The 14,595-nt window shown below is 72.2% G+C and carries 13 protein-coding genes; 9 read left to right on the plus strand and 4 right to left on the minus strand.

What is annotated here, in order from left to right; translation table 11 throughout:
* The first annotated feature begins 86 nt into the window (after positions 1-86).
* The 3 genes from AOK24_RS38730 (at position 87) to AOK24_RS38740 (ending at position 3,365) form a co-directional block, all read left to right on the plus strand.
* Positions 87-1,196, plus strand: a complete 1,110-nt coding sequence (locus AOK24_RS38730) for a hypothetical protein (protein ID WP_055724621.1) — start codon at positions 87-89, stop codon at positions 1,194-1,196.
* A gap of 50 nt (positions 1,197-1,246) precedes the next feature.
* Positions 1,247-2,614 carry a sensor histidine kinase gene (locus AOK24_RS38735; protein ID WP_240554328.1) on the plus strand — a complete coding sequence of 456 codons (1,368 nt, stop codon included), beginning with the start codon at positions 1,247-1,249 and terminating at the stop codon, positions 2,612-2,614.
* 97 nt (positions 2,615-2,711) lie between these two features.
* Positions 2,712-3,365 (plus strand): response regulator, encoded by a 654-nt coding sequence (locus AOK24_RS38740; protein ID WP_055724622.1) that lies wholly within the window; start codon positions 2,712-2,714, stop codon positions 3,363-3,365.
* 63 nt (positions 3,366-3,428) lie between these two features.
* On the opposite strand, the gene AOK24_RS38745 is transcribed toward AOK24_RS38740, so the two are convergent.
* Positions 3,429-4,097, minus strand: a complete 669-nt coding sequence (locus AOK24_RS38745) for a response regulator (protein WP_055724623.1) — start codon at positions 4,095-4,097, stop codon at positions 3,429-3,431.
* The gene (locus AOK24_RS38750) at positions 4,094-5,686 is read right to left on the minus strand and encodes a sensor histidine kinase (protein WP_107104152.1); all 1,593 of its coding nucleotides are present in this window, start codon (positions 5,684-5,686) and stop codon (positions 4,094-4,096) included. The genes AOK24_RS38745 and AOK24_RS38750 overlap by 4 nt, the downstream gene beginning before the upstream one ends.
* Before the next feature lie 75 nt (positions 5,687-5,761).
* Between AOK24_RS38750 and AOK24_RS38755 the strand changes: the two genes are divergently transcribed.
* From AOK24_RS38755 to rox, 5 genes are all read left to right on the plus strand, one after another.
* Positions 5,762-6,718: a Bug family tripartite tricarboxylate transporter substrate binding protein gene (locus AOK24_RS38755; RefSeq protein ID WP_055724624.1), complete on the plus strand. Its 957-nt coding sequence runs from the start codon at positions 5,762-5,764 to the stop codon at positions 6,716-6,718.
* Between the two features lie 145 nt (positions 6,719-6,863).
* A complete protein-coding gene (locus AOK24_RS38760; protein ID WP_055724625.1) occupies positions 6,864-7,847 on the plus strand; it encodes a Bug family tripartite tricarboxylate transporter substrate binding protein in 984 nt (327 codons plus the stop codon).
* On the plus strand, positions 7,844-8,344 hold the full coding sequence (locus AOK24_RS38765) for a tripartite tricarboxylate transporter TctB family protein (RefSeq protein WP_055724626.1): 501 nt from the start codon (positions 7,844-7,846) through the stop codon (positions 8,342-8,344). Before AOK24_RS38760 ends, AOK24_RS38765 begins: the two co-directional genes overlap by 4 nt.
* Before the next feature lies 1 nt (position 8,345).
* Positions 8,346-9,854 carry a tripartite tricarboxylate transporter permease gene (locus tag AOK24_RS38770; protein ID WP_055724627.1) on the plus strand — a complete coding sequence of 503 codons (1,509 nt, stop codon included), beginning with the start codon at positions 8,346-8,348 and terminating at the stop codon, positions 9,852-9,854.
* Positions 9,855-9,949: 95 nt separating this feature from the next.
* The gene (gene rox, locus AOK24_RS38775) at positions 9,950-11,377 is read left to right on the plus strand and encodes a rifampin monooxygenase (RefSeq protein ID WP_055724628.1); all 1,428 of its coding nucleotides are present in this window, start codon (positions 9,950-9,952) and stop codon (positions 11,375-11,377) included.
* A gap of 12 nt (positions 11,378-11,389) precedes the next feature.
* Here rox and AOK24_RS38780 read toward each other — a convergent pair whose 3' ends face one another.
* Complete coding sequence (locus AOK24_RS38780) at positions 11,390-11,893, minus strand: hypothetical protein (protein ID WP_055724629.1); 504 nt, start codon at positions 11,891-11,893, stop codon at positions 11,390-11,392.
* A 233-nt stretch (positions 11,894-12,126) separates the two neighbouring features.
* Here AOK24_RS38780 and AOK24_RS38785 point away from each other — a divergent pair, with 233 nt between their 5' ends.
* Positions 12,127-13,119, plus strand: coding sequence for an ArsR/SmtB family transcription factor (locus AOK24_RS38785; RefSeq protein ID WP_055724630.1), 993 nt, complete (start codon positions 12,127-12,129; stop codon positions 13,117-13,119).
* Here the strand turns inward: AOK24_RS38785 and AOK24_RS38790 are convergent.
* Positions 13,100-14,437, minus strand: a complete 1,338-nt coding sequence (locus tag AOK24_RS38790) for a jacalin-like lectin (RefSeq protein WP_055724631.1) — start codon at positions 14,435-14,437, stop codon at positions 13,100-13,102. The two genes, AOK24_RS38785 and AOK24_RS38790, sit on opposite strands and share 20 nt — an antisense overlap.
* Between the last annotated feature and the right edge of the window lie 158 nt (positions 14,438-14,595).

A 14,595-nucleotide genomic window follows, 5' to 3' on the forward strand; every position in this document is an offset into this window, starting at 1 on the left:
GGGCCTGGACGTTCGGCCGATGCGGGGGCCGGGGTGGGGTCCGTAGCGTTCGAGGTGGATGAGGACGCGAGGGACGGGAGACGCAGATGGTGCGGCGGGTCGACGGGATGGCGACGGAGTTCGGTACGGACGTCGTGGAGGTGCTGGGGCGGGCGCTGAAGGTGGCGGTGCGGATCGAGCTGGCGGCGGTCGGGACGGACACGGTGCTGGAGGCCCTGGTGGGGGAGACGGACGCCGGTGAGGCGATCGCCCAGGGGATGCGGAAGGCCGGTTCGCTCGGCGGGCACATCCGGGCGCTCGCCGGAAGCGGGAGGTGGGTGAGCGAGGACGACGCCGAGGACGTCGAGGATCGCGAGGTGGACGCCGTCTGGCGCGAGGTGTGCTGGCGGTACCGCCTCGCGAAGCGCGAACCCGCCGAACTGCCCGGCATGACCGGCGCGTTGCGTGCCTGCCTGCTCCGCGCCCTGGAGTCGGCCCGCACGGAAGGGGCACTCGCGGTACGCCCGAGCGATGTGGCCCGGTCCCTGCTGGAGGTGCCCGGCACCCGTGCGCGGGAGGCGATGACACTGGAGCGCGTCGACACGGCCGCCGCGCTGGAGAGGCTCGCCGCCCTCACGGAGGACGAGGCCCCGGAGTCGGCCGGCATCCACGTGCTCCGGATGGGCGGGGCGTTCGGCAGGCGGCGGAACCCCGTGATGCGCGTGCTGGGCTCCCTGGTCTCGGGCAGCGGTGTGAACGGCTCACCGGTGATGGGCGCCGTCAACGCCGAGGCCCAGCGGCAGGCGGCCCGGCACGGCCGAGGCGTCGCGGGACCGGCGGACCAACTGCTGGGCATCCTCGCCCTGGACCGCGCCCTGCACGTCGCCGGCCTCGCACTCCCCGACGACCTCAAACCCGTCAACTCCGGCGCCGACCTGCTGCGCCGGCACGGCGTACGGCAGGACACCCTGACCGCCTCCGCCCCCACGGGCAAGGACGAGGAGCCGGCCACCCCCGAGGACGGCACCGTGGAGATGACCCCCGCAGCCCAGCGCGTCACCGACGTCGCCCGCCTCACCGCCGCCGAGCACGGCGCCCTCACGACCGGCACGGTCCACATGCTGGCCGCCCTCCTCGACGACGAGACGGTCGCCGGACTCCTGGACCTGGACGTCGCCGCCCTGCGCGCCGACCTGACTCCCCTGCTGGGCGCGTGACACCCGACAGCTACCGTTCCCCCTGGGAGAACGGCAGCGGAGGGGAGAACATGCGTCACCTGCTCGCGGACGCACGGATGTCACGGTTGCCGAGGCTGCGCGCCGAGGCCGAGGCGATCAGGACGGCCGTACGCGGCGCCGACCGGCGCACGGTCCGCCGCGAACTGTTCCTCTGCACGCTCGCCGCCCTCTTCTCCCTGCTTCCCCTGCTGCTCGCACCCCCGGTGCATCTGGTGTCGGCCGTCCTCGAAGCGGGGGTGGCGGTCCTGCTCGTCCCCGCCCGGCGGATCAGGCCCACCGCCGCCGTCCTGGGCGCCTCGGTGCTGGTCGTCGGCGAGAACGTGTGGACGATGGCGATCGCCCCCCTCGTCGTGCTGGCCGCCGCGCGCCGGGTCGTACGGCCGTGGCGGACCGTCGGGATCTCCTGCGCTCTCGTCCTGGTGCTCACCGTCACCAAGTCGCTGATCTGGTCCGGCGACCTGCTGCTGAACCTCGGCGGCGGCGCGGCCTCGGCGGTGGTCCTTCTGGTGCTCCCCGCCCTCGCGGGGACGCTGCTCGGCAGGCGGCGCCCCCTGGTGAGACTCCTCAAGGAACGCAACGCCTACCTGGAACAGGCCCGCGTCCTCACCGACGAGGCGGCCCGCATGCAGGAGCGCAACCGGATAGCGGGCGAGATGCACGACCTCCTCGGGCACCGCCTCAGCCTCATCTCCGTCCACGCCGGAGCCCTCGAACTCGCCGCCGCCCGCCAGGCACCCGCACTGTCCGGCCAGGCCGAACTCCTGCGCACCACCGCAGGTACGGCCATGCAGGAACTCCGCGAGATCCTCGGCGTCCTGCGCCACACGGACCTCGCGGGGGAGGAACGCGGCACCCGCGAGGACATCGCCGCGCTGGTGGAGGAGTCCCGGCGGGCGGGGAGCAGCGTCGAGCTGGACTGGTCCGTGCAGGACTCGGCGGAGACGGGGTTCCGGACCCGGCAGGCCATCCACCGGGTCGTCCGGGAGGGCCTGACCAACGCGCTGAAACACGCGGCGGGGGCGCCGACCAGAGTGGTCGTCAGGGACGCGGCCGGCGCGGTCGAGGTGTCGGTGACGAACGCGGCACCGAACGCCGGGGTCCGGTCCCAGGGCGGGAACAACAGCGGCCTGGTCGGCTGCGAGGAACGGGTCTCGCTGCTCGGCGGAAAGTTCGAGGCGGGAACCCTGGCCGACGGCGGCTTCCGCATCGCGGCCTGGTTGCCGGGGGAGGGGACGGGGACGGCTTTCGACCCCGGCGGCCGAGCGGCCTGGACCCCGGCGGCGGACGAGATCCTGACCTGGCCCCGCGTGCTCGGATCGGGATGCCTCGCGGTGACGATCGTGCTGCCGACAGTGGCGTTCCTGCTGATCCTGGCGGTCACGGAGTTCGTCAGGTGAGCGGGGGAAAGCGGTCGCACGAGTCGAGCGGCACCAGCGGTACGCCAGGGACCGGCCGCCACCCCGAGGACCGGACGGCATCTCATAGACTGAGCCGATGATCCGAGTCCTGGTCGCCGACGACGAAGCGCTGATGCGGGCCGGGATCCGGCTGATCCTGGAGAACGCCGACGACATCAAGGTGGTCGCCGAGGCGGGAGACGGGCGGGAGGCCGCCGAAGCCTGCCGGGTGCAGGAGATCGACGTCGCCCTCCTCGACATCCAGATGCCGGGCCGGGACGGCATCGCAGCCGCCGAGGACATCACCAGACTGTCGCCGCGCACGTACGTCGTGATGCTGACCGCGTTCGGCGAGGAGGCCAGCGTCACCCGCGCCCTGCGGGCCGGCGCGAGCGGATTCCTCCTCAAGGACACCGGGCCCGCCGACCTGATCCGCGCCGTACAGCTCGCGGCGCGCGGTGAGCCGGTCCTCGCGCCCCGCATCACCCGCCGCCTCCTCGACCGGCACGTCCGGTCGGGCCGCGACACCGAGACAGCCCAGGCCCGCCTCGCCGGCCTCACCCCCGCCGAACTCGACGTCCTGCGCCTCCTCGCCGCCGGCCTCTCCAACGCCGAGATCGCCGACGCGCTCTACCTCAGCGCGGGCACGGTCAAGGCCCACATCAGCCGCATCCTCACCCGCACCGACTGCGCCAACCGCGTCCAGGCCGCCGTCCTCGCCCACGACGCCGGACTCGCCGACGAGACCTGAACCTCACTCCCGAGAGGAACACGGGGAACGCGCCGTCGCTCCCCTCTGCCGCGCAAGCAGCGCTCACACCCGCCACCCGTACCGCCGCTCCGGCCGCCCCGTCACCCCGTACCGCAGTGACACGTCCGCACGGCCCGCCGTGTGGAAGTACTCCAGATACCGCCGCGCGCTCACCCGGGAGATCCCCGTCAGTGCCGCGCACTCGGTCGCCGACAGCACCCCGTCGGCGTCCCGCAGCGCGCGTTCGACCAGTTCGGCGGTCTCCACGCTCATCCCCTTGGGCAGCGTGCCGCCGGGCGCAGAGGAGCCGGCGAGCACGCGGTCGACGTCGGCCTGACCGCGTACGACGGTCGTCAGGAGACGGGACCGCCGCGCCGCGTACCGCTCCAGACGCGGGCGCAGGTCCTCGTACTCGAACGGTTTCAGCAGATAGTCGACGACCCCCTGCCGCACCGCCCCGCGCACCGTGTCCGCCTCGCGGGCGGCACTGATGACCATCACGTCGCAGTCGTGCCCGGCCGCGCGCAGCCGGGAGACGACGTCGAGGCCGAAGACGTCCGGCAGGTACAGGTCGAGCAGGACCAGGTCGGGGCAGAGCGCCCCGACGGCCCGCACCGCCTCCTCGCCGGTACCGACCGTGCCGACCACCCGGAACGGCTCGACCCGCTCCACGAACGTGCGGTGCACCTTCGCCACCATGAAATCGTCGTCGACCACGAGGACGTCTATCACCGGTCCGCTCCCTGCGCCGCTCTGACCGTCATCCGGGCCGTGAACACCGACCCGTCGACCTGGATCTCCCCGCCGTGCCGCTCGCACACGAGCCGCGTCAGCGCCAGCCCGATCCCACGCTCACCGCCCTCGGCGGCCTTCGTGGTGAACCCATGCGTGAACACCTCCCGCGCCAGCTCCGGCGCCACCCCGGGCCCCGAGTCGCGCACCACGATCTCCACCCCGGTCGCGTCCTGCCGCACCTCGACCTCCACCCACGGATCGCCGCCCCCCGAGGCCGCAGCGTCGACCGCATTGTCCACGAGGTTCCCCACGACGGTGGCGACATCGGCCGCGTCCTCCGGCGCCAGCCGCTCCAGCGAGGTCCGCTCCGACACCCGTAGCGTGACCCGCCGTTCGGCCGCAAGCGACGCCTTCGCCGTGAGCAGCGCCGCGACGGCCGTGTCCCGCACCCGACGGCTGAGCGTCACGTCCAGCGACTGGCGGCGCTGGTTCAACGCCCGGATGTAGTGGACGACTTCCTCCTGCTCCCCGATCTGGATCAGCCCGGAGATGGTGTGCAACTGGTTCGCGAACTCGTGGGCCTGCGCCCGCAACAGCTCCGACGTACTGCGGAACGCCCCGATCTCCCGCTCCAGTCGAGCAAGTTCCGTGCGGTCCCTGAGCGTTGTCACCGACCCCAGCAGCCGCCCGTCCTTCGACACGGCCATCCGGTTGAGCACCAGCACCCGGCCGCGCCGTACGACGACCTCGTCCCGCCGGTCGGCGCCCTCCGCGAGGACGTCCCGCAGCCGCCCCTCCACACCCAGTTCGGCGAGGCTCTGGCCCACGCAGTCCTCGGGGAGGTCGAGGAGGCGCCGGCCGACCTCGTTGACGAGGGTCAGCCGGCCCTGCGGATCGAGCGCGACGACGCCCTCGGCGATGCCGTACAGCATGGCCTCCCGGTGCTCGGCGAGACCCGCGATCTCGCGCGGTTCCAGGCCCAGCGTCTGGCGCTTCACCCGCCGGGCCAGCAGCCAGGAACCGGCGAGACCGAGGACCCCGGCGACCCCGAGGTAGGCCAGCAGGTACGAGGACGCGCCGCTCAGGCGCTGCCACGCCGTCGGGGACGCCACGCCCACCATCACCGTCCCCAGATGCTCGCCGACGTCGCGCTGCGTCTCCGCGAGCACCGGGACCTGCGCGACCAGCTCACGGCTGCCGTCCAAGGCCAGCGAACCGGACCAGCCACGGCCCGGCCGGACCTTCGGCAGCACCCTGCCGACCAGCGTCGGGTCCGTCGCGGCGACGATCCTGCCGCCCGCGTCGGCCACCGTCACCGACGTCACCCCCGACTGCGCCTGCGTCGAATGGACCAGCGGCGCGAGCGCCTCCTGAGGCGCGGGGCGCGAAAGACGGCTGCGGACCAGGGGGTTCGCGCCGAGCTGCTCGGCGAGCGCACCGACCCGGCGGCCCTCCACCCGGTGGAACGTCGCCTCCGACTGGGTCAGCGAGATCGCGGCAACCGCCACCAGGACGACCACCACGATCGCCATCTGGAGCACCAGCATCTCGCCCGCGAGGGTCTGGCGACGAAACGTGGTACCCACCGTCCACTCGATCTCACCGGCTGCCGTGGCGCACAATCATGGCGCCCGCCCGGCGGGTTGCGGAAGAGAGGTGTCATGAGGAATCGCCTGCGCCTGGCCCTGCCCGCGCTCCTGCTGACCGGCGCGTGCGGCGACGGCACCCGCGACGGGCTGCGCATCATGGTCCCCAACACGCCCGGCGGCGGCTACGACACCACCGCCCGCGTCATGGCCCGCGTCATGGACCGGACCGGCATCGCCGCCGACGTCCAGGTCTTCAACCTGCCCGGCGCGGGCGGCACCGTCGGCCTGCGCCGCACCGTCAACGAACGCGGCAACGGGCGCCTCGCCCTCCAGATGGGCCTCGGCGTCGTCGGCGCCTCCCACCTCGCACGGCCCGAGGCGACCGTCGCCGACACGACACCGCTGGCCCGCCTCATCGAGGAGGCCAGCGCCGTCGTCGTCCCCGACAACTCGCCCTACCGGACGGTCGGCGAACTCGTCGACGCCTGGCGCGCCGACCCCGCGAAGGTGACCGTGGGCGGGGGGTCGTCTCCCGGCGGGCCGGATCACCTCCTGCCGATGCGGCTCGCCAAGGCGGTCGGGATCGCGCCCCGGGACGTGCGGTACGTGTCCTACGACGGGGGCGGCGGCGAACTGCTGCCCGCGCTGCTCGACGGGAAAGTGGCGTTCGGGACGAGCGGGTTCGGGGAGTTCCTGTACCAGATCGAGGCCGGACAGCTGCGGGTCCTCGCGGTGACCGGGGCCTCGCCGGTCGCCGCGCTTCCCGGGGTGCCGACCCTCAAGTCCGCCGGGATCGACCTGGAGTTCACCAACTGGCGGGGGATCGTGGCGCCGCCCGGGATCAGCGCCGGGGACCGGCGGCGGTGGGTCCAGGCGCTGGGCGCGGTGCACGAAACCCCGCAGTGGCAGGAGGAGTTGGCGCGGCGGGGGTGGACCGACGCGTTCTTGCCGGGGGACGCGTTCGGGGAGTTCCTGGCGCAGCAGGACACGTTCGTGGCACGGCTGGTGACCCAACTGGGTCTGGGCTGACCGGCGTTCCGACCACAAAGACCAGAACGTCCATTGCTTGCGCAAGCGCGACGGACGTCCGGCGCACGGGCACCCTATGGACACCCCGCACCCCAACTCCCCGTAATCCCCGTAACTCCCCGTACGACGACAGGTGGTGGCACCCGTGCGCCTGCGCACCCCGCTCGCCCTGCTCGCAGCCGCGATCCTGCTGCTGCTCGGACCCCCGCTGCTGGCCACCGGCGACGGCGCCGAGACCGGCACCCGGATACCCGGCCTGCGCTTCATGGTCCCCAACTCGCCCGGCGGCGGCTACGACATCACCGCCCGCACGGCCGCCCGCAACGCCGAGGACGCCGGACTCACCCACAACATCGAGGTGTTCAACCTCCCCGGCGCCGGCGGCACCGTCGGCCTCGCCCGCCTGGTCGGCGAACACGGCAACGGACGGCTCGCGATGTCGATGGGCCTCGGCGTGGTCGGCGCCGCCCGCTCCAACGACGCGCCCAAGACCCTCGCCGACACGACGCCCATCGCGCGCCTCACCGAGGAACAGGACGTCGTCGTGGTCGCGGCGGACTCGCCGTACCGGACGATCCGCGACCTCGTCGACGCCTGGCGGAAGAACCCCGGCAGACTCCCCGTCGGCGGCGGCTCCGCGCCCGGCGGACCCGACCACCTCGCCCCCATGCTGATGGCGCGCGCTGCCGGCATCACCCCGAAGGACGTCAACTACATCCCCTTCGACGGCGGCGGTGAACTCCTCGCCTCCATCCTCGGCAGCAAGGTCGCCTTCGGGGTCTCCGGCGTCGGCGAGTACCTCGACCAGATCAAGTCCGGCGAACTGCGCCTGCTCGCCGTCACCGGCACGCAACGCGTCGCCGGGCTCGACGCGCCGACGCTCCAAGAAGCCGGGTACGACGTCGAGTTCACCAACTGGCGCGGCATCGTGGCCCCTCCGGGCATCTCGGACGCCCAGCGCGAGAAACTCGTCCGTTTCTTCGAGGAGTTGCACGGGTCCAGCGAGTGGCAGGAGTCCCTGAAACGCAACGGCTGGGACGACGCGTTCCTCAGCGGCGACGCCTTCGGGACGTTCCTCGACGAGCAGGACGCGCGCGTCGTGTCCGTACTGAAGGAGCTGGGGCTGTGATCAACCGTGCCTGGTGGCGTGAACGCTCCGAACTCGGCGTCTGCGCCCTCCTGCTGGCGCTCGGCGTCCTCGTCCTGACCGACGCCCTCACGATGGACATCGACATCGGCCAGCGCGGCCCCGTCGGCCCCCGCACCGTCCCCGTCGCCGTCGGCGCCGGGCTCCTGCTGATCGCCGTCCTCCTCGCCGTCGACGTCCTGCGCGGCGGCCGGGGTGAGGCGGAGTCCGGCGAGGACATCGACCTCGGTGAACCCGCCGACTGGCGTGCCGTGCTGGGCCTGGCCGGGGTGTTCCTCGCCGCCGCCGTCCTCATCGAACCCGCCGGTTTCCCCGTCGCCGGCGCGCTGCTCTTCTGGGGCGCCGCGTTCGTCCTCGGCAGCCGCCGCTTCGACCGCGACCCGCTGATCGCAGCCGTCCTCTCCTTCGTCACCTACATCCTCTTCGACCACCTGCTCGGCGTGCCGCTGCCCGGCGGCCCCCTCATGGGAGTGCTGTGACATGGATTCCCTCAACTCCCTCGTGGACGGCTTCGGTACGGCCCTCACACCGGTCAACCTGCTCTGGGCCGCGCTCGGTGTCCTGCTCGGCACCGCGATCGGCGTCCTGCCCGGCATCGGCCCCGCGATGGCGGTCGCCCTGCTCCTGCCGGTGACGTACGGCCTCGAACCGACCGGTGCGTTCATCATGTTCGCCGGGATCTACTACGGCGCCATGTTCGGCGGCTCCACGACCTCGATCCTCCTCAACACCCCCGGCGAGAGCGCCGCCGTGGTCGCCGCCATGGAGGGCAACCCCATGGCCAAGTCGGGGCGCGGCGCGCAGGCCCTCGCCGCCGCTGCCGTCGGCCACTTCGCGGGCGGCATGATCGGCACGATCCTCCTCGTCGTCCTCGCCCCCACGGTCGCCGACCTCGCCGTTGACATCGGCGCGCCCGACTACTTCGCCATCATGGTCCTCGCGTTCATCGCCGTGACCTCCGTCCTCGGCGCCTCCCGGCTGCGCGGCCTCGCCTCCCTGCTGATCGGCCTCACCCTCGGCCTCGTCGGCCTCGACCAGATGACCGGCCAGCAGCGCCTCACCTTCGGCTCCCTCCAACTCGCCGACGGCATCGACGTGGTGATCGTCGCGGTCGGCCTCTTCGCGATCGGCGAGGCCCTGTGGGTCGCCGCCCACCTGCGCCGTACGACAGGGAAGGCGATCCCCGTCGGACGGCCCTGGCTCGGCCGCGACGACGTCAGACGCACCTGGAAGTCCTGGCTGCGCGGCCCGTTCATCGGGTTCCCCTTCGGCGCGATCCCGGCGGGCGGCGCCGAGATCCCCACCTTCCTGTCGTACGTCACGGAGAAACGCCTCTCCAAGCACCAGGACGAGTGGGGCAAGGGTGCCATCGAGGGCGTCGCCGGGCCCGAGTCGGCGGCGTCCGCCTCGGCCGCCGGAACGCTCGTGTCCATGCTGACCCTGGGCCTGCCGACCACCGCCGTCGCCGCCGTCATGCTGGCCGCGTTCCAGCAGTACGGCATCCAGCCCGGCCCCCTCCTCTTCGAGAACGAACCCGACCTCGTCTGGGGCCTCATCGCGTCCCTGTTCGTCGGGATGGTCCTGCTGCTCGCCCTCAACCTGCCGCTCGCGCCGGTCTGGGCGAAACTCCTGCGCATCCCCCGCCCCTACCTCTACGCGGGCATCCTCTTCTTCGCGGCCGTCGGCGCGTACGCGGTCGGCGGCGAGGTCATCGACCTCGTCATCCTGCTGATCATCGGGCTGATCGGGTTCGGGATGCGGCGCTACGGGCTGCCGGTGCTGCCCGCCGTCATCGGAGTGATCCTCGGCCCCAACGCCGAGCAACAGCTGCGCCGGGCCTTGCAGATCAGCGACGGGAGCGTGTCCGGGCTCGTCGACACGCCGTTCTCGGTGACCGTCTACGCGGTCGTCCTCGTGGTGCTGCTGTGGCCGCTGCTCAAACGGTTCGCGATCCGGCTGAGACCGCGCTCCGGCGCCGAAGGGAAATGATCTTCCCGCCCTTCCCAAGGTATAGCTGATGGGGGGCCTTGCCACAAGGCCCCCCTCATGCCGAAGAATCCCCCCTGTTCTCAAGGGGGTTACCGATGTTTGACGTGATCGTGGCCGGCGCCGGACCGACCGGCCTCATGCTCGCCGCCGAACTGCGGCTGCACGGCGTACGCGTACTCGTGGTCGAGAGGGACCCGGCGCCCAGCGGCCGGTCCCGGGCGCTCGGACTGCACGTGCGCAGTATCGAAGTCCTGGACCAGCGCGGCCTGTTGGACCGCTTCCTGCCGCTCGGGCAGCAGTTCGCGGTGGGCGGCATCTTCGCCGCCATCCGTACGCCGTGGCCCGAGGGGCTCGACACGGCCCACTCGTACATCCTGGCCGTCCCGCAGCCCACCACCGAACGCCTCCTCGCCGAACACGCCGCCGAGGCCGGTACGGAGTTCCGGCGCGGCACCGAACTGGTCGGCCTCACCCAGGACGACGAGGGCGTCACCGCCGAACTCGTCGACGGGAGCCGCGTCCAGGCCCGGTACCTCGTCGGCTGCGACGGCGGACGCAGCACCGTACGCAAACTCCTCGGCGTCGGCTTCCCGGGTGAGCCCGCCGTGTCCGAGACGATGCTCGGCGAGTTCGAAGTCGGCGTGTCCGACGAGGAGTTGGCGGCCGTCGTCGCCGAGGTCCGCAAGAAGAGCGAGCGGTTCGGCACCATGCCGCTCGGCGACGGCGTGTACCGCGTCATCGTCCCCGCCGAAGGGTTCAGCAGGACCCCGCCGACCCTGGAGGAATTCAAGCAGCGGCTCCGGGAGTTCGCCGGGACCGACCTCGGCGTCCACTCACCCCGCTGGATCTCGCGCTTCGGCGACGGCACCCGGCTCGCCGAACGCTACCGCGTGGGACGGGTGCTGCTCGCCGGGGACGCCGCGCACGTCCACCCGCCGACCGGCGGCCAGGGGCTCAACCTCGGCATCCAGGACGCCTTCAACCTGGGCTGGAAACTCGCCGCCTCGGTCAACGGGTGGGCGCCGGAAGGGCTGTTGGACACCTACCACGCCGAACGGCACCCCGTCGCGGCGGCCGTCCTCGACAACACGCGGGCCCAGAGCGAGCTGCTGTCCTCCGGGCCGGGAGCGCGCGCCGTGCGGCGGCTGATCGCGGAGCTGATGGAGTTCGAGGAGGTCAATCGGTACCTCATCGAGAAGGTCACCGCGATCGGGGTGCGCTACGACCTCGGCGCCGGACACGAGTTGGTGGGACGGCGGCTGCGCGACGTCGCGCTGAAGCGGGGGCGGCTCTACGAGCTCACGCGGACGGGGCGCGGCGTCCTGCTGGACCAGAACGGACGCCTCTCGGCCGAGGGTTGGGCCGACCGGGTGGACCACGTCGTCGACGTCAGCGAGGAACTCGACGTACCCGCCGTGCTGTTGCGGCCCGACGGACACGTGGCGTGGGCCGGGGACGACCAAGGGGACCTGCTCGGACACCTGGAGCGGTGGTTCGGTGTCCCGAGCGGCCCCCGTGACTGACGCTGGCGGCGGTCAGCAGTTGCGGATCGAGTACACGTCGTCCCAGTTGTACCCGTGCTGCGTCCGGTCAGGCGTGAAACGGAGCAGCTCGTTGCCGGTCTGGCCGTAGAAGTACGACGTCACACCGCCGGTCTGGTTGTTGAAGTAGCTGCCGCCGCCCTGCCAGTAGGCCAGCCGGTACAGGTTGCACGCGGACAGGTTGAACTGGCGCCACTTGTTGTTGACCGGGTTCCACACGGCCGTGCACAGGACGCCGCGAGAACAGGAGGCGATGGAACCCGGGTCGTAGTCCGTGTATCCGGGGGCCGGGCTGGCCGACGGCGCCGTGGCCCGCAGGCCGGCCGGCGAGGCGGCGGGCGCGGCCGGGAGCCGCACCCACCGCACCCCCGCGGTGTCCTGCGCGGAGGCCGCGGCCTGGGTGGGGGTGGTGGCCTGGGCGGGGGTGGTGGCGAGCAGCGCACCCGCGATCAGCGCCGGCAGGCCGATCGCGGACACCAGCAGTCGTTTGATGAGCATCGTACGAGTCCTCCTCGAACTCCCGTGACTCTTCGGACCGTTCGCCGGAACTCTGGCGAAGCGCCGGGGTCGCTCGCACCCCTTTCATCCCCGTCTGAAACTCGCTCACCGCGACGGAGCCGAGCACCGGCAAAGGTGATGAATCGCCTGCCGCGGGGAAAGTAGCGTGGCAAGGCACCCCTTGACCCTGTCCGATGGACAGGGCGCCGGGGGACCGCTCCAGGGGGAACGACATGCTGCGCATCCACATGACCGCCGCCGACCTCGGACGCGTGAGACTGGCCCGCGCGCCCGCGCTGATGTGGGAGACCGCCCTCAGCGTCCAGTGGCTGACCGAGCGCCCGACCGGCCCGGCGGGCGCGCACTGGTTCGGCGCCGTCGCGGCCCGACTCCCGTCCGCCACCGGCCTGTTGGGCCACCTCATCCCGCCCCGCGGCTACTTTCCGGACTTCCTCACCCCCTACGGCGCCGCGGCCGACCTGCCCGACGCTCTCGAACCCGTCCTGCGCACCCCACCGGCCCGCATCCGGGAGGACCTCGCCCTCCTCCCCGCCCGCTCGCGTTCCTCGTTCGGCGTCAGGACCCTCGCGACCGGCGACGTCCATCACCTCGCCCACGCCGTGCACCGCTACCACCGCGTCGCCGTCCACCCTTTCCGCGCCGCCATGCACGACAGCGTCGCCCGCGAACACGCCCGCGCGGCCGACCTGATGACGAACGGCGGCACGGAAACCCTCCTGTCCTCCCTCTCCCCGCACCTGCGCTGGCGGCCCCCCGTCCTGGAGGTCGCCTACCCCACCGACCGCGAACTGCGCCTCGACGGCCGGGGCCTGCTCCTCGTTCCCTCCTACTTCTGCCACAGCCTCCCCATCACCCTCGTCCGGCAGGACGCCACTCCCGTTCTCGTCCACCCCGTCTCCTTGCGCACCCACCCCACCGCCCTGGGCCACTCCCAGCCCCTCACGGACCTCCTGGGCCGCAGCCGCGCCGCCGTCCTCCAGGCCGCGGCGCACGGCGGCAACACCACCCAACTCGCCGACGAAGCCGACGTGTTGATCTCCTCCGCCAGTCAGCACCTCGCGGTCCTGCGGCGCGCGGGCCTGATCTCCAGCCGGCGCCAGGCGAACGCGGTGGTGCACCGGGTGACGCCCCTGGGTGCCGACCTGCTGGGAGGGGCGAGGCCGGTGGCCCCGCCCGATCCGAGCGTCAGCGCTTCGTGTAGATGAGGCCGACCTTGTCCAGCTCGTCCGAGGCGCGGCCGTGGAAGCCGGCGATCTGCCAGCCGGCGGGGGCGGTGCGCGTCACGCAGTCCGAGGTGGTGGTGCCACCGGCGAGGGTACGGCCCTGGCTGGTGGTGAACTTCGCGTAGAAGACCCGGGTGTGGTCGTCCTTCTGGCCCTGGCACAGGAACGCCGACGTCACGTACTCGCCGGACGCCAGGGTGAGGGAGGAGACCGTACCGCCCGTACCGCCGTGGGTCAGCGCCGTGCCGTCCGAGAGAGTCAGGCCGACCTGGTCCACGCGGGTGCCGGCGCGCAGGGACAGCGTCGTGGCGCGGGCGCCCGCCGCGACCTTCGGGAGGTCCTGGAAGTAGTCGCCGTGCGGGCCGCCGAACTGCTCGCTGAGCTGGAAGTCGGGGCTCTGCGACCAGGTGAAGCCGACGCTGATCGGGTCGTGGTCGGAGAGCATCTTGCCGTCCGAGGTCAGGAACTTGGCGTGCTCGTTGTTGTACGACGTCGCGTTCAGCGTCACCAGCGTGCTGCCGCGGTACAGGACCTTGTCGACGACCTCGCACGTGTTCGGCACGGTCGCGCCGGTCTGGTCGCACACCAGCGCGTCGGCGCCCTTCGCGGGCGGAGTGCCGCCGCGCACCAGCTTCACCCACGCGTCCGTGAGGCCGTTGGCCGCCGCGAACTCGCCGATCGTGTCGGCGGCGCGCGTGTACCGGGTGTTGGTGTCGCCCATCACGACGACCGCGTTGCCCGCCGAGTGGCTGTTGATGAACGCGGTCAGCTGGCTCAGGTTGCTCGCGCGGGACGCCTGGTCGCCGTCGTTCGTGCCCGCGTTGGTGTGCAGGTTGTAGAAGTCGACGTACACGCCCTCCGCGAGCCGCTCCCGCATGAAGCTGAAGCCCTTGGGGGTCAGGCAGTCGCCCGAGTCGATCTGGCAGGACGTCCACCGGACCCGCTCGAAGTCGTCGCCGTCCCACGCGTAGTTCGAGACGGTGTTGAGCCCGCTGCCGATCCCCGCGCCGCCGCTGGTCGCCGTGCGGTTGGCGTGCGTATCGGTCGAGTACAGGTACGCGTGGTAGTTGAAGTCCTCCTGCACGTTCACGATGTCGTACGGCGCGATCCGCCGGCCGATCTCGGTCGTGCTCGTGTCACGCGGCGTCGAGGCGCTGGACAGCGACTCCGGCAGGCCGGCGACGTTGTACGTGAGCACGCTGAAGCTGCCGGACGTCGCCGCCGACGCCGGGGTGGTGGTCGCGGTCAGCGCGCCCACCGCGGCAGCGGCGGTGGCGAGACAGGCGAGGAGTCTGCGCATGGAAAAGGGCCTCCTGGGGGTGACGAACTGCCACAGTGTCGAGGTCATGTCAGAACGGCGCGACAAGATCGGGTGTCCAATGGGTCCGAGCTCTGTGAAGCGCAGGTTTCCTGATGGACGGGTGGTGCGGAAGTGGCACGGCACGTCAATTGACGTGC

The organism is Streptomyces niveiscabiei (assembly GCF_001419795.1).
Classification (GTDB): Bacteria; Actinomycetota; Actinomycetes; order Streptomycetales; family Streptomycetaceae; genus Streptomyces; species Streptomyces niveiscabiei.